Source organism: Gordonia sihwensis NBRC 108236, from assembly GCF_000333035.1.
Lineage (GTDB): Bacteria > Actinomycetota > Actinomycetes > Mycobacteriales > Mycobacteriaceae > Gordonia > Gordonia sihwensis.
Genome location: NZ_BANU01000010.1, coordinates 1 through 15179 on the forward strand (window position 1 = coordinate 1; position 15179 = coordinate 15179).

Here is a 15179-nt window from a genome sequence, read left to right on the forward strand (position 1 = left end):
GGGCCGGGCGCCGGCAGCGCGCTGGGGCGCGGGCTTGGCCGGTGCGGCCTTCGACGCAGCAGCGGTTCGGGGGGCTGCGGGGGAAGTGGCTGCACGCTTGGTGGCCGCGTCCTTCGCGTTCGCGGAGCCCTTCGGGGCCGCCGCCGCGGCGGGCACCCGCTTGGTCGCGGCAGTTCTGCTCCTGGTCTCGCGCGTCGCTGCGTCCTTGGGCTGTGTGCCGGCCGCCGCGTCTCTCGTGGCCGTGCGTTTCGTCGCAGAGGTGCCTGCCGCACCGGTTCGCCGCGTTGCGGATGCCTTGGCCTGAGCGCCGGCCGCCGCCGGAGTGGCGGCGCGCTTGGGGGAGCCGGTCTTGCCCGAGGACCCGGAGCGGGGTGCGGTCTTCTTCGCGGGGGCGGCCCGCCGACCGGACTCGGCGGTGGTCGGACGCGACTTCCCGGTGAACTTGCCGAACACGGCCAGGCCCTGGGGGCGAGCCAGGAGCAATCGCGCCACCACAACGGCCAGGGTCAGGACGAAGGCCAGTAGGATCCATGGAAAGCTCGTCGCGATCGGCAGGATCACCTTCAGGACGATGTCCCGCATGCCCTGCGCGCTGTCGGAACTCAGGGTGTAGAGGGTGACGATGCCGACCACGAACGCGACCAGCGGCGGTTGTGCCGCCGCGGTGAACAGTGCTCGTTGCCGCACGCACAGTGCGGCCAGAACGCACCCGAGCAGGTAGCACACCTTGAACGCCCGGCCCAGTGACGATGACGTATCGGCGCTGATGACGGCGCCGAGAGTCGTGGCTCCGACGGCGATCAGAACGGCGCCCCACCAGGGCACACCCCGGATGGTGGGCAGGACGGACCGCTCGTCGGCGGGCACGGCAGAGCCGGCTAGCAAGCGCGAAAACACAACTAAACGGTACCGTTAACTCCGCCGATCGCCGTGATCCGAAGCCGTGAGTTTCCTGAATCTATCGGCTCGGTGATATTGATCTCACCACCGAATCGACGGGGCTGATCCCGTCGCTGACCCGCACCGACGGGTTGGCGGTACCCGAGAGGGCTTCCAGATCTGCGAGCTTGCGGGCGGTGACTCCGAGGCGACTGTCGATGGCTCCGACCGTCGAGTTGTACGACTCCACGGCCCGGCGCAGGGACGCACCGGTCTTCTCCAGGTGGCCGAGCACTTGGTCTATCCGCTGGTACAGCTGGCGACCGAGAGCATGAATGGTCTCGGCGTCCTCGGCGAGCGCATACTGACGCCAGCCCAGGGCGACGGTTCGCAGCAGGGCGATCAGGGTGCTGGGCGTAGCGAGCACCACGTCACGGGAGAACGCGTAGTCGAGGAGACCCGGGTCGCCGCGCAGCGCGGATTCGAGAACCCCGTCGCCGGGCAGGAACAGAACGACGAATTCCGGCGACACGGGTTGTGCGGACCAGTACGACTTCGCGGACAGTACGTTCACGTGAGCCCGCACGGCCTGCGCGTGCCGGGCGATGACCTCGCGGTTGTCGGGGACTGCGCCGGAGGTCGATTCCAGGTACGCGTGCAGCGGCACTTTGGCGTCCACCACGATCCGTCGTCCACCGGCGAGTTGAACCACCAGGTCGGGTCGCACGGCCCGGTCGGCGTCCGACTGCCCCTGTACCTGCGTCGCGAAATCGCAGTGCCGCGACATCCCGGACAGTTCGACGATTCTTTCGAGTTGGATCTCGCCCCAGCGGCCGCGAACGTGCGGTGCGTGGAGTGCACTGGCCAACTGGCTGGTCTGCTGGTGCAGTCGCTGCGAGGTCGCGTGCACTCCGCGCATCTGTTCGGCGAGGCCGGCGTAGGCGTGGGCACGTCCGGCCTCGCTCCGCCGCAGTTCCTCCGACAGCCGTCCGAGTGTCTCGCGCAGCGGACCCACCACGAGGTCGACCTCCGCGCCCAGCGACGGCCCGGGACGTTCGCCGCCGGAGTGATGTCCGCCCGTCGCCGTACCGCGGGCGAACCACCCGAGGAGTGCGCCGACGATGAGACAGAGCGGGCCGATGATCGCTGCTGGTGTCATGCCGCCATCTTGGCGCGAGCCTCTGACATCGATCCCGGGCATCAATCCTGGCCTGGCAGCTCCCCGCCGGCTCGAGGCGCACGGGCTACTGGTCGTCCGAACCGCGGCGTCGGTGGCCGGCTCAGTCTTCGAGGTCGGGCGGCGGCTCCTCACGAGCGAGAAGGTTCCGCTTGAGATCGAGCCCGTAGCGAAACCCGCCGAGACCGCCGCTCGCCCTGGTGACGCGGTGGCAGGGAACGAACAGGGCGGCAGCGTTGCGCACACAGCATTGAGCGGCGCCGCGGACCGCTGCCGGACGCCCCGCGCGTTCGGCGAGCTGACCGTAGGTGACCGGGTATCCCGCCGGCACCAGCCGCAATGCCGACCACGCCGCGGCGATGAACGGGCCCGCGATCTGACGCACCGCGACACCGGACGGAGCGGCGAAGTCGCCGTCGTAGTAAGCGGTCACGGCGTCGGCGACCGGGCCCGCCGGGCGCCGGCTGAGCTGACCACCGCGCAATGCGGGAGCGATGAGCCCGGCGAGATACTCGGCCGACTCGGTCCAGCCGGCGGCGTGCACGGTGTCCGCGTCGTCGTACAGGACGGTGAACGGGCCGTCGGCGGTGGCGACGGTGGTCCAGCCGAGGGCTGGGGCGGTTGGCATGGTCATCGGACCTCCCGGTGTCGGCCGGCGAGGTGATGGACTCGCCGGGATCAGACTGACGTCTACTGAATTGGACGCACCGCACCGTGGTTCGGTTCCATTCCCGTCTCCCGGCGCGTACGACAGTCGGACGACCCCTCGCGCGGCGAACCGCGGATGTCGGAGGCGTATGTGAAGATTGGCGCGTGAGCGACCGAAACGACGAATCTTCGCCGGAACCCGACACCGGGACGAGCGACCGCGCCGACGCAGCCGCCGCGGAGCCGACCCCGGAGCGATTGCTGAACCCGGTCACCGGCAAGCCCTATCCGACGCGCGGCAGGGTGTTCCTGACGGGCCTGCGGTCCTCGTCCATCGTGTCCTTGCAGATGCTGCTGGTGATGGTGTTCCTGTTCGCGCTGCTGTGGGTGATGTCCAAGCTCTGGGTGATCCTGCTGCCGGTGATCCTCGGTATCGTCGTCGCGACGGTGCTGTGGCCGCCTGTCCGATGGCTGCTCTCGAAGCGGGTGCCGCCCGCGGCGGCGACCCTCGTGGTGCTGCTGGCGGCGATCGCGGTCATCGGCGGCGTCATCGGCGGCATCGTGCCGTCAGTCATCGACCAGGCGCCGCAGCTGGCCGATCGCGCCGTCGACGGTGTGCATCGGGTTCAGGAGTGGATCCAGGGTCCGCCGCTCAACGTCGGCGACGATCAGATCAATGCTCTCGTCAACGAGATCACCAGCAAGCTGCAGAAGAGCGCGACCACGATCGCCTCGGGTGTGTTCAGCGGAGTCGGCGTCGCGACCTCGGTGCTGGTGACGCTGTTCACGACCGTGGTCCTGGTGTTCTTCTTCCTCAAGGACGGGCCCAAATTCCTGCCGTGGCTCAACCGCACGATGGGGGCCGAGGGGGCCGTTCACATCAGCGAGATCCTGCGGCGGATGTGGGAGACGCTGGGCGGCTTCATCCGAACCCAGGCCATCGTCAGCTTCGTGGATGCGGCCCTGATCGGCATCGGTCTGGTGGTGCTCGACGTGCCGCTCGCGGGAGTGCTGATCGTCATCACGTTCATGGGCGGATTCATCCCGATCGTGGGTGCCTTCGTCGCCGGTGCGCTCGCGGTGCTGATCGCGCTCGTGTCGAACGGGCTCACCTCTGCCCTGATCGTGCTCGGAATCATCCTGGCGGTGCAGCAGTTGGAGGGCAATGTCCTCTCGCCGTGGCTGCAGGCCAAGTCGATGAACCTGCACGCGGTCATCGTGCTGCTGTCGGTGACGTTGGGCGGCAGTCTCTTCGGCATCACCGGAGCGTTCCTCGCGGTGCCCGCGGCGTCGTGTCTCGCCGTCGCCCTGAGGTACATCCTCGAACAGATCGGCAGAGCCGCGGGCGATGAGATAGCCGCTGAGGACGAGGCGGCCCGGGCGGCGCAGCAGGAGTCCCGCAAGCGCAGGCGCGGGCCGGGTAGGTCGGGCGCGCAGACGCAGATAGACTGACCTCCCGTGAGTCTTACCCTCGGAATCGTCGGCCTGCCCAATGTCGGAAAGTCGACGCTCTTCAACGCCCTGACCCGTAACGACGTGCTCGCCGCGAACTACCCGTTCGCCACCATCGAGCCGAACGTCGGCGTCGTGGAACTGCCCGACGCGCGGCTCGACCGGCTCGCCGAGATCTTCGGCAGCGAACGGATCCTCCCCGCCGTCGTGTCGTTCGTCGACATCGCGGGAATCGTCAAGGGCGCATCGGAGGGCGAGGGCATGGGTAACCAGTTCCTCGCGAACATCCGCGAGGCCGACGCCATCTGCCAGGTGGTTCGCGTGTTCTCCGACGACGACGTGGTGCACGTCGACGGCCGCGTCGATCCGCGCGCCGACATCGAGGTCATCGAGACCGAACTGATCCTGGCGGACATGCAGACTCTCGAGAAGGCGATTCCGCGTCTCGAGAAGGAGGCGAAGAAGAACAAGGACCAGGCGGAGTCGCTCGACGCGGCCAAGAAGGCGCAGGCGGTTCTCGACAGCGGCAAGACGTTGTTCTCGGTGAAGGACTCGTTCGACCTGTCGTCGGTGCGCGAACTGCATCTGCTGACCGCCAAGCCGTTCCTCTACGTCTTCAACGCCGACGAGGCCGTTCTCACCGACGAGGCACGCAAGCAGGAACTCCGCGACGCCGTCGCACCGGCCGACTGCGTCTTTCTGGACGCCAAGGTCGAGAGCGAACTCCTCGAACTCGAGGAGGAGGACGCTCAGGAACTCCTCGACTCGATCGGGCAGGACGAGCCCGGTCTGCGTCAGCTCGCCCGCGCCGGTTTCCACACGCTCGGTCTGCAGACCTACCTCACCGCCGGTCCCAAGGAGGCTCGCGCCTGGACCATCCGCCAGGGCGACACCGCGCCCAAGGCCGCGGGCGTCATCCACACCGACTTCGAGAAGGGCTTCATCAAGGCCGAGATCGTGTCGTTCACCGACCTCGACGCCGCCGGCTCGATGAACGCGGCCAAGGCCGCGGGCAAGGTCCGCATGGAGGGCAAGGACTACGTGATGGCCGACGGCGACGTAGTGGAGTTCCGGTTTAACGTCTAGCGATAATGACGGGCAGTCCGGTTCGCTGGTGACACCCTCGGGTCACCAGCGTCGATCTCGGCTGGGGCGACCCACCCACGCAGGCACTCGTTCCCGACACCGTCCTTCCAACTCAAGAGGACGCGGCATCAAGCCCGGGGCGCTGCACCTTCTGTGCGGCTTGCCCGGGCCCTCGACCACTATGAACATGGTTGAGGACGTCTACGCCGAGTGACGATCCGAGTGATGAACGGAGAGCAGATGACCGAGACGATGCGTGCCCTTGTGTCCGGACGCGGACCCGAGTGGCTTCTCGCCGATGCGGCGCTTCCCGAGCCCGGTCCGGGCCAGGTGCTCATTCGCAACCGCGCCGCGGCGACCAACAACGCCGATCTCCCGATGCTGGCCGAGGCCGACCCCACCAGAGGCGGACACGGTCGTGAGTTCATCGCCGGATTCGAGTACGCGGGGGAGATCGCAGCTCTCGGAGAGGACGCCGGCGACTGGCAGGTCGGGGACCCGGTGATGGGCACCTTTCCGTCCGCGTTCGCGGACTACCTGATCGCGGACCACCGCTTCGTGCTGCCCCGTCCCGAGGGGTTGGCCGCGGACATCGCCTGCGCGTTGCCGACAGCGCTCCTCACCGAGTTCGGTGCTCTCACTGTCGCCGGGTTCGTGCCGGGGCGAAGTGTTCTCATCACGGGCGCGACCACCGGCATCGGCCTGGTCGGCGTGCAGATGGCGAAGGTGCTCGGCGCTTCTCCGGTCGTCGCGACCACACGTACCTCCGGCAAGCGTGAACTTCTCGCCGGTCTCGGCGCGGATACGGTGATCGTCACCGGCGACGAAGACCTGACGCAGGCAACACTCGCCGCGACCGGCGGCAAGGGCGCCGACGTCGTCCTCGACCATGTCGCTGGCGAGACCTTCGCGCAATGCCTTCCCGCGACCGCCGAGGACGGTCACGTCGTCAACATCGGTCGCCTCGCAGGTCGCGCGTCCACGATCGACCTCGACGCGTTGTCCTACCGGCATCTGACCGTCCACGGCGTCTCGTTCGGGTTCTCCCGCGACTGGGAGACCGTGCCGATCCTCGAGAGTCTGAGCGCTGACGTGCTGCCCGCAGTCGCCCGCGGCGAGATCCAGCCCGTCATCGACTCCGTCGTGGACGTCGCCGACTTCCAGCAGGTCGCAGAACGGCTTCGTTCAGGGAAGGCGGTCGGCAAGGCCGTCCTGGTCTTCGGCTAGATGTGGTGCCGCCCGATGACCTCGTCACGTGAGCAGCACTCGACCCGCAACGGAAGTCGTCCGGCATGACTGAGGTCGTCGTCAGCGGCAGGCTGATCTGCGGCGATGACGCGCAGACCGCGATCGTCGAGCGACTTCTGCCGCGACATGTCGAACTCACCCGGGCCGAACCCGGATGCGTCGCGTTCTCGGTGCTGCCGACGTCGGAGCCGGGCGTGTGGGCGGTCGACGAGACGTTCGTCGACGCGGCGGCGTTCCGAGCGCACCAGAGGCGGGTCGCGTCGAGCGAGTGGGGCCGGATGACCGCCGGAATCGAGCGCGTCTACACGATCCAGGGCAGCTGAGGCGGACCAGCCCCTCGACCGTCCTCGCGCCGTCCAGGGCCGTCGATCGGCGTGGCTGCTGGCATATCGGCCTTCTTCCTGGTAGTTAGTTGCGATGACAGAACAAGAATCGTCATTCAGCCGGACCGCACTCTTCTCCGCCGCAGCGCGCGCAGCGCACGCGCTCGTCGACAGCCCACCGCACTTGCTCGTGGACGACGCCGCTCAAGAACTGTGTCGGCTGACGAGTCCGTCGCCTCTCGATTTCCAGTTGGCGCAACCCGAGGCGCCCATCCTCGCCGCCGCGCGCCTGACCGCGTGCGCGCGATCTCGCTACGCGGAGACGGTGCTCGCCGAGACGGGAAACGACCAAGTCGTCGTGGTCGGCGCCGGTCTGGACGCCACTGCGCTGCGGCTCCCGACCGGCAGACACCGGGTGTGGGTGGTGGACCGTCCGGGAGTGCTGCAGTGGCGGACGCGGCTGTTCGCACAGGCCGACCTCGCGGACACCGCGACAAGCGTCGCCGCTGATCTCGCCGACGGTCTGCGAGTAGGCGATCTCGACAATGCAGGAGTCGACCTCACCCGCCCTGTCACCGTGCTCTGGCTCGGTGTCAGCATGTACCTCGCACCCGATGAGTGCCGCAGGTTCCTCGGCGACGTCAGCGCGCTGGCCGACGGATCCGCGCTCGTCTTCGACTACCACCTGAGCCGGGAACTGCGTGACGACGCCGGCCGCGACTACGCACGTGCGGTCGCGGCGATGGCGGGCGCGAGCGGTGAGCCGTGGCAATGCGCGGCGTCCCCGGACTCGGTCGCGCAATGGCTCACCGAGCACGGGTGGCGGGTGGAGGCCGATATCGACGAAGCGGACGCGACCGACGACGGCTTCTTCGACCGGCAGCAGTACTTGTCGCCGATGCGGCTGGTACGCCTCGTCCACGCGGTCCGGTGACGGTCCCTCGCGCCGCGCGACCTCAGTTGATGATCTCGCCGCCGCCGTGTTCGAGAGTCGCGGCCAGCCGCTCGCGCCAGGTTCGGAGCTCGTCCGACGTGAGACGCTTCCAATCGGTGACCTCGCCGACCACGCGAAGCGGGTGGACGCTGCGATACGACCGGGTGGGATTGCCGGGGAATTTCTTGTCGGTTACATTCGGATCGTTCTCGAAGTCGCCGGTCGGTTGCACGAGGTAGACCCGTGGTTCGCCGTCGCCGGCCGCGAGTTCGGCGGCGAGGCCGGCGCCGTCTTGCAGCGCGGTGAAGTAGATGTGGTTCATCACCACTTCGGGACGGTAGTTGGACCGGAACCCGGCGGTGAGGTGGTCTCCGATGTCGAGGTCGGCCTTCGTCCCGTGAAAGAACGGTCCCTCGTCCAGCACGTCGTTCACCGAGTCAGGCTACCCGATCCGGTGCTGCCCGACTCGGTGGCTGACGGTCCGCGCTCAGCGTGCCGCGTCACCGTCGCTCCGCGACCTGTCGGTGCAGCAGGCTCGGCCACAGTGCCATCTCTGCCGGTGTGCGTGCCACGGTCAGAGTCGCGTGCGGCAGCAGGTCGACGAGCGCCTCCGCAGTCGACAGCGGATGTCCGGCGTCGTCGGTCCACGCCAGAATCGAGGTCGGGACGTCGATCGCCGCGACGTGAGCGGGCGAGGGGAGGTCGCTGAGGGCGGCGCCGCGCAGAACGGACGGCAGCAGGTCTGTGGCGACGGCCGGCACCGTCTCGCGGGTGCCCGCGAGCGCCGGGGGCCGGGGTGCAGTGCGTCCCGCGTCGATGAACGCGTCGATCCCCTCCGTCTCGACGGTGTCGGCGGCTGCCCGATACATCTCGGCCATCGCGGGCCGGCTGTCCCACGCGGTCGGTGGGATCACCAGCGTGAGCCCGGAGAAACGACCGGGATCGAGGACGGCGGCGTGCAACAGAGTGCCGGTGCCCATCGACGGCCCGACACCGTGCACCCGCTCGCCGGGGAACCAGGAGTCGAGCAGCCGCAGCAGGTCGTCGGCCAGCACCGGCCATCGATGGTCGCGGGGCTCCGGCCGCCCGGTCGACCGACCGTGCGCCCGCGCGTCGTAGCGCAGGAGGCGAGTGCCGCTGAGGCCGCGGCCCAGGTCGAGCCCCAGCGTCCGGTCGCGTGAGCGACTCGATGTGAGGCCGTGCAGCTGGACCACCGGCCACCCGTGCTCATCACTGAACTCGACGTCGAGGTCGGCTCCCGGAACGGTGAACGTCGTCATGGCTCTCCTCTGGGATTGCGGCCGCCGCGATGAGGGGTAGCGTAGCCGCTCATGCGGCTCACCAACGTCGGCCACCTCCGTCTCCCGTTCGGGCGACTGTACGGCTACGACGTCGCCGTGTCCGCTCCGGGAGACGACCTGCCGCTCTCCTTCGACCAGCGCAGGCACGTCGGTGCCGGCGACCGTCCGGGATCGTGGATGGCGCTCTCGTTCGAACTCGCCGAGACGATTCCGCGCGACCGCCTCGCCGACGCCTGGCTGCGGGTCGTCGACAGGCACGGGACGCTCCGGACGGTCGTCGTCGACGGGGGCGAGGGACCGCGCCTGCGTGAGGTCCGCATCGGCGCGGGAGCGTGGATCGAGCATCCGGTGGCTCCCGGCCAAGCCGTCAACGACGCGCTCCGGTCGGTGCTCGACGCGCACTGCAGGCCCTACTCGCAACCGTCCCACCGCCTGTGCGTGCTGGAGAAGGCCGCGGGTCCCACCGTGGTCGTGGCCGCCGACCACGCGCATGTCGACATGTGGTCGATGCTGGTGGTGGCGCGCGACCTGCTCGCCGCACTGGCCGGCTCGCTCGACGGCGAGGTGCCCGCGTTCGTCGAGCACACTCGGGCGATGGCGAACCGGCCCGCGGCTCCGTCGGACGTCCGGACGCGATGGGCGCAGATCCTCGCCGCCGGCGGCGACGTGATGCCGCGCTTCCCGTTGCCGCTCGGCACGGCGGAACCGAGCGCCGAACGCGTGGAGGTCCGCGACGTGTTCGACGTCGACGACAGCGCCGCGTTCTCGGCGCAGGCTCGGGCCGACGGCGTGTCCACGCTCTCGGGCGCGGTGTCGGTGATGACGTCGGTGACGCGGGAACTGGCGGGAACGCCACTGCGCGCCGTGTTCCCCGTACACAGCCGCTACGACGCGGCCTGGCACGAGTCGGTCGGCTGGTTCATCACCAACTCCGTCATCGAATCGTGCGACCCCGCCCCGTCGGCCTGCGCCGAAGCCGTCCGCGAGGCGGTCCGCCTCGGATCCTGGCCGCTGCGAGAGATTCTGGAACCGTGGGGCGGTGACATGCCCGAGGCACCCGGAATGTTCGCGGTGTCGTGGCTCGACCTGCGCCGGCTGCCGGTTCGGATCGATTCGGCGCGGATCGACGCCCAGTACGTGGGCGCCGTGATCCGAACCGACGGTGTGATGCTGTGGTTCATCCTCGACGAGGCCGGCCTGCATCTGCGGTGCCGCTATCCGGACACCGCGGAGGCCAGGACCAACGTCGGCGGGTGGCTGGATCTGCTCGTCGCGCGCCTGCAGGAGAGGTCACGATCGTCCGCGGGCGACGTGCTGCGCGTGAGCGGTCGGACATTCCGCATTCAGCGGGCGCGACGGTCGGACGTCCCGGCGATCGTCGACCTGCTCTCCGACGACGAGATCGGGCGCGATCGCGAAGGCGCCGAACTGGAACGGTACGAAGCGGCGTTCGACGTCCTGGTCCGAGACCGTGCCCACTACCTCGCTGTGGTCCGGGACGAGCGGGATCGGACCGTCGCGACGATGCAACTGACGGTGATCGGCGGCCTCTCGCGCGGCGGCACCACGCGGCTGCAGATCGAGGGTCTCCGCGTCGCCGAAGCAGAGCGCTCCCGCGGACTCGGGACTGCGATGCTCGATTGGGCGCACGCCCACGGTCGCGCGCACGGGGCACACCTGGCCCAACTCGCCCCCGATGAGGCGCGCATCCGTGCGCGTGCCTTCTACGCCCGGGCCGGTTACCGGGCCGAGCACGTCGGTCTCAAACGAGAGCTCTGAGCCGTCGGGGCCGGTCAGGTGAGGGCCTGCGCCAGGCCGACGAGGATGCCCTCGGGCCCGCGTATGTAACAGAGCCGGTAACTGTCCTCGAACCGGACGATCTCGGTGCTGATGATCTCGGCGCCGTGCGGACGCAGGCGCTCCAGCGTCTCGTCGAGATCGTCGACCGCGAACATCACGCGCAGGTAGCCGAGTGCATTCACCGGAGCCCTCCGGTGATCGGCGACGACGTCCGGTTCGATGAACCGCGACAGTTCGAGCCGACTGTGCCCGTCGGGGGTCGCCATCATCGCGATCTCCACCCGCTGCTCGCCGAGACCGGTCACCCGGCCCGCCCAGGGACCCTCCACGACGGTCTGGCCGTCGAGCGACAGTCCGAGGGCGCTGAAGAACTCGATGGCCGCGCTGAGATCTTCGACGACGATGCCGACGTTATCCATCCTCACGGGCACGCACTCACTGTACCGAGATCCGTCCGCGATGTTGAGCCAACGAGCACCCGCCGCCGGCGACCGGAGGACATACTGCTTCAGTGATGTCAGTGAAGCGCACTCGTCTCCTCGCCGTGTCGGTCGTCGTGCTCGCAGCGGTCGGGCAGTTGCTGGCAGGCCCGGGCCGCAGCGATGCGGCGCCGACCGGCTGGAAGTACACGATGGTCGGGTTCAGCAACGGCACCGACCGAGCCATGGACGTGTACGGGTCCAGCGACGGCACACAGTTCACGCCGGTGCGGAAGGCGGCCTACCGTCCGCCGACCGGCCGGGTCCGCGACCCGAGCGTGTTCCGGAACACCGACGGCATGTACTACGTCACGTACACCACCGCAGACGGCGCGAACATCGGCTTCGCCCGCAGCCGTGATCGGGTGAACTGGACGCCGATCGGCAACTATCCGGTCCCGTTCTGCTGCGCACTGCTTCCCGGGACCGGCGACGGCACCGGGTCGATGAACATTCCGGGATCGTCGGGTTCGGCCGCGTTGAAGAGCGCTCCGTCACTGTCGCCCTTCACGACGAAGGCGTGGGCGCCCGAATGGTTCGTCGAAGGCGGGCGGGTCCACGTCGTCCTGTCGATGTCCACCGGCGGCGGCTTCGTGCCCTACGTCATGACCGCTTTGGAGCCGTCTCTGCGTCTGTGGAGCATGCCGGTGCCGATCGCCGGCATCGGCGCCGACCACATCGACACCACCATCGTGAAGGTCGGGGCCACCTACCACGCCTTCACCAAGAACGAGACGCACAAGTACGTGCAGCACGCGGTGTCGTCGAAGCTCGCCGGGCCGTACCGGTTCGTGGCACCCGGCGATTGGGGTTCATTCGTGGAGGGACCCGCGGTGACGCAGTTGCCGAACGGCGCCTGGCGCATCTATCTCGACGCGTACAAGGCGGGGAAGTACGTCTACTCCGACAGCACCGACGGAATGCGCACGTGGTCGCCCGTCAGAGAGCTCCCCGGCTTGTCCGGCTCGGTCCGGCACTTCGGTGTGATGCGCGAGCGGGGCTGACGTGCCGACAGCGACCCCGAGGCCCCCGACTACGACCTTCGCGATCTCGCGGGCGACGCAGCAGCGCTCGTGCGGGCGCTCGGAGCGGACAACGCGCACATGGGTGGGCTGGGTGTCGGTGGCATGGTCGCCCAGGTCGCGGCACTCGACTTCCCGGATGTGTTCACCGCGCTCACCCTCGTCGGCACCAGGGCGGTCGCGCCGGGTCCGGTCGACGACGATCTGCCCGATCACGACGCGAACGTGATGGCGGCGCTGTTCTCGCGACCGAGCCCGGACTGGGCCGATCGCACGGCCGTCGTAGCGCATGCAGCCGAGAGCGCGCCGCTCCTTCACAACGACCCGGATCAGGCAGGCCGTCTCGCCGGTCGGATCTGGGATCGAACGCCGTCGAAGGCTCCTGCCGTGCACATGGCGAACCAGCGCGGCACCGTCTTCGCCCGGCTCGACTGTGCACCGCGCTGGCGTGAGCACCTCGGCGAGATCCGGATGCCGACGCTCGTCGTCCACGGCCGGCTCGATCCGTTCTTCCCGGTGGGCAACGGTCGAGCCCTGGCCGCGGAGATACCCGGCGCACGGCTGCTCATCCTGGACGACACATGGGTACCGGACTGCCCGAGCAGGCGAGCGGCGAGGTCGCTGCCGCGATGCTCGATCTCTGAACCCCGGCCGGCCGTCGGTCAACCGACGCGCCGGACCAGCCAGTCGACCAGCGGCCTCGTCTGACGCCAGTCCTTCCGAACCCGGTCGACCAGTGCGGGGGAGTGGATCACCTCGTCGAAACCGTAGTCACGGCTCACGGTCAACGACCGGTACCGCAACAGGTCGATCCGCGGGTGGTCGGCGCTCCAGCCGCGCGGCGAGGTCTTGACACGGTCGCCGCCCACCTCCCACCCCTTGCGTTCCAGGGTGCCGACGATCTTCTCGAGCTCGGCTCCGTGGAGGTCGTCGTCGATGGCGCGGCGAATGGCGGCCAGAGTGTCGGCGTCGGCGTGATAGAAGCCGGCGGCCACGCGCACTCCCGGGGCCGAGATCTGGACGTAGTAGCCGGTCGCGGGTCCGACCGCCACGAACGCGCCCTGATGGGTCTTGTACGGGGTCTTGTCCTTCGAGAACCGGACGTCCCGATACGGGCGGAACACCTTCGCCGGACCGAACTCGTCGGCGAGTTCGTCGGTCAGCGCGACCATCGGCGCGGCGACGCTGGACTGGTAGACGTCGCGGTGTGCTTCCCAGAACACTTTGCTGTTGTCGATCTCGAGATCGTCGTAGAAGTCGAGCGCAGCCTCGGGGAATCCGGTGAAGCTCATGGGTCGAGCCTACCGAGGACCCTGCGGCTGTCCGATTGTGACGAGGGTCAAAGGACGTCGTAAATTGTCCCCCTGAACGGTGTGACGCTGGAAGGGGTGACCGAATGACGGTGGCGAGCGAAGAACGCGCTCCCGACGAGGGATATCAGCGCGGACTGACCGCGAGTACGGTCCAGATGATCGCCATCGGCGGTGCCATCGGCACGGGCCTGTTCTACGGCTCGGGCGGAGCGATCGAGAAGGCCGGGCCGGCGCTGCTGCTCGCCTACGCGCTCGCGGGCCTCGCGATCTTCATCGTGATGCGCGCACTCGGCGAACTGCTGATCTACCGGCCGGTGTCCGGCGGCATCAGCGAGTACGCCGACGAATTCCTCGGGCGGTTCGCCGGCTTCAGCCAGGGCTGGACGTACTGGGCGGTGTGGACCACCACCTGCATGGCCGAGATCACCGTGGCGGGTAAGTACGTCAACTACTGGTGGCCGGCGATCCCCGGCTGGGTGACCGCGCTGACGGTTCTCGTCATCCTGTTCGGCGCGAACCTGATCTCGGTCGGCCTGTTCGGCCGTGCCGAGTTCTGGTTCTCGGCGATCAAGGTGACGGCGATCCTCGGCATGATCATCGTCGGCATCGGAGTCCTGTTGCCGATCGCCGGCTTCGGTCCGGCCGAGGGGCCCTCGGTGACCAACCTCTGGAACGACGGCGGGTTCTTCGCCACCGGTTTCACCAATGCTCTGCTGAGCCTGCAGATCGTCATGTTCGCCTACGTCGGTGTGGAACTGGTCGGCGTCACCGCGGGTGAGGCGGAGAACCCGAGGGTCACTCTGCGCAAGGCCATCAACTCGGTGCCCTTCCGCATCGGCATCTTCTACGTCGGTGCGATCCTGGTGATCCTGTCGGTCCGCGGATGGCGGAACTTCCACGCCGGAGAGAGCCCGTTCGTCGCGGTGTTCCAGTACATCGGCCTGCCCGGCGCGGCCGGTCTGGTCAACTTCATCCTGTTGACCGCGGCGCTCTCGTCCTGCAACTCCGGCATCTACTCCACCGGCCGGATGCTCCGTTCGCTGGCACAGCGCGGCGACGCGCCGCACGGTCTCGACCGCTTGTCGAGCCGGAAGGTGCCGGTGGCCGGAATCGTGCTCAGTGCCCTGGTGATGGTCCTCGGCGTGGTCGTGAACGCGATCGACCCCGATCACGCGTTCTCGTACATCACCTCGGTCTCGACCGTCGGGATCATCGTCGTGTGGTCCACCATCCTGATCTGCCAGATGCGGTTCCGGGCGAAGGTCAAGAGCGGAGAACTGCCCGAATCCGATTACCGGGTGCCCGGAGCGCCCTACACGACCTGGGCGGCACTGGCGTTCCTGGCGTTGGTCTTCGTTCTGCTGTTCTTCACCGAGGACGGACGGATCGCCCTGATCGTCGGCGCCGTCTGGTTCGCCTGCGTGGTGATCGGCTACGTGTTCTGGTCGCGGATGCCGCTGCGGGAAGAGCCCGTCGAGACCGAGAGCCGCGTCGAGCGACGATGACGGCCGATTTCC

Annotated in this window: 16 protein-coding genes; 9 read left to right on the plus strand and 7 right to left on the minus strand. The window is 68.6% G+C overall.

Annotation, left to right across the window (positions count from 1 at the left end; translation table 11 throughout):
• The 3 genes from GSI01S_RS06890 to GSI01S_RS06900 all read right to left on the minus strand — a co-directional run.
• The coding region (locus GSI01S_RS06890; protein WP_039867201.1) for a DUF6542 domain-containing protein at positions 1–867 on the minus strand (867 nt) is incomplete at its 3' end.
• Between the two features lie 91 nt (positions 868–958).
• Positions 959–2038, minus strand: a complete 1080-nt coding sequence (locus tag GSI01S_RS06895; RefSeq protein ID WP_006895774.1) for a DNA recombination protein RmuC — start codon at positions 2036–2038, stop codon at positions 959–961.
• 121 nt (positions 2039–2159) lie between these two features.
• Positions 2160–2690, minus strand: coding sequence for a methylated-DNA--[protein]-cysteine S-methyltransferase (locus tag GSI01S_RS06900; RefSeq protein ID WP_006895775.1), 531 nt, complete (start codon positions 2688–2690; stop codon positions 2160–2162).
• Positions 2691–2869: 179 nt separating this feature from the next.
• On the opposite strand from GSI01S_RS06900, the gene GSI01S_RS06905 reads away from it, so the two are divergent.
• The 5 genes from GSI01S_RS06905 (at position 2870) to GSI01S_RS06925 (ending at position 7747) form a co-directional block, all read left to right on the plus strand.
• Entirely contained in the window at positions 2870–4156 is a 1287-nt protein-coding gene (locus GSI01S_RS06905; RefSeq protein WP_006895777.1) for an AI-2E family transporter, read from the plus strand.
• A 6-nt stretch (positions 4157–4162) separates the two neighbouring features.
• Positions 4163–5242, plus strand: coding sequence for a redox-regulated ATPase YchF (gene ychF, locus GSI01S_RS06910; protein WP_006895779.1), 1080 nt, complete (start codon positions 4163–4165; stop codon positions 5240–5242).
• 225 nt (positions 5243–5467) lie between these two features.
• On the plus strand, positions 5468–6469 hold the full coding sequence (locus GSI01S_RS06915; protein WP_233500168.1) for a quinone oxidoreductase family protein: 1002 nt from the start codon (positions 5468–5470) through the stop codon (positions 6467–6469).
• 65 nt (positions 6470–6534) lie between these two features.
• The gene (locus tag GSI01S_RS06920) at positions 6535–6813 is read left to right on the plus strand and encodes a putative quinol monooxygenase (RefSeq protein WP_006895782.1); all 279 of its coding nucleotides are present in this window, start codon (positions 6535–6537) and stop codon (positions 6811–6813) included.
• Between the two features lie 94 nt (positions 6814–6907).
• Entirely contained in the window at positions 6908–7747 is an 840-nt protein-coding gene (locus GSI01S_RS06925) for a class I SAM-dependent methyltransferase (protein WP_006895784.1), read from the plus strand.
• Positions 7748–7769: 22 nt separating this feature from the next.
• On the opposite strand, the gene arr is transcribed toward GSI01S_RS06925, so the two are convergent.
• Positions 7770–8180: an NAD(+)--rifampin ADP-ribosyltransferase gene (gene arr, locus GSI01S_RS06930; RefSeq protein ID WP_006895785.1), complete on the minus strand. Its 411-nt coding sequence runs from the start codon at positions 8178–8180 to the stop codon at positions 7770–7772.
• A 67-nt stretch (positions 8181–8247) separates the two neighbouring features.
• On the minus strand, positions 8248–9027 hold the full coding sequence (locus tag GSI01S_RS06935) for an alpha/beta fold hydrolase (protein ID WP_006895786.1): 780 nt from the start codon (positions 9025–9027) through the stop codon (positions 8248–8250).
• Between the two features lie 51 nt (positions 9028–9078).
• On the opposite strand from GSI01S_RS06935, the gene GSI01S_RS06940 reads away from it, so the two are divergent.
• Positions 9079–10827 (plus strand): GNAT family N-acetyltransferase, encoded by a 1749-nt coding sequence (locus tag GSI01S_RS06940; RefSeq protein ID WP_006895787.1) that lies wholly within the window; start codon positions 9079–9081, stop codon positions 10825–10827.
• A gap of 14 nt (positions 10828–10841) precedes the next feature.
• Here GSI01S_RS06940 and GSI01S_RS06945 read toward each other — a convergent pair whose 3' ends face one another.
• A complete protein-coding gene (locus GSI01S_RS06945; protein ID WP_006895789.1) occupies positions 10842–11267 on the minus strand; it encodes a VOC family protein in 426 nt (141 codons plus the stop codon).
• Between the two features lie 95 nt (positions 11268–11362).
• Here GSI01S_RS06945 and GSI01S_RS06950 point away from each other — a divergent pair, with 95 nt between their 5' ends.
• Both GSI01S_RS06950 and GSI01S_RS06955 read left to right on the plus strand, forming a co-directional pair.
• On the plus strand, positions 11363–12331 hold the full coding sequence (locus tag GSI01S_RS06950) for a glycoside hydrolase family protein (protein WP_039867145.1): 969 nt from the start codon (positions 11363–11365) through the stop codon (positions 12329–12331).
• 69 nt (positions 12332–12400) lie between these two features.
• Entirely contained in the window at positions 12401–13057 is a 657-nt protein-coding gene (locus GSI01S_RS06955; protein WP_006895792.1) for an alpha/beta hydrolase, read from the plus strand.
• Here GSI01S_RS06955 and GSI01S_RS06960 read toward each other — a convergent pair.
• Complete coding sequence (locus GSI01S_RS06960; RefSeq protein ID WP_006895793.1) at positions 13012–13641, minus strand: DUF2461 domain-containing protein; 630 nt, start codon at positions 13639–13641, stop codon at positions 13012–13014. The genes GSI01S_RS06955 and GSI01S_RS06960 overlap by 46 nt on opposite strands.
• A gap of 104 nt (positions 13642–13745) precedes the next feature.
• Here GSI01S_RS06960 and GSI01S_RS06965 point away from each other — a divergent pair, with 104 nt between their 5' ends.
• Positions 13746–15167, plus strand: coding sequence for an amino acid permease (locus GSI01S_RS06965; RefSeq protein WP_006895794.1), 1422 nt, complete (start codon positions 13746–13748; stop codon positions 15165–15167).
• Positions 15168–15179: the final 12 nt, after the last annotated feature.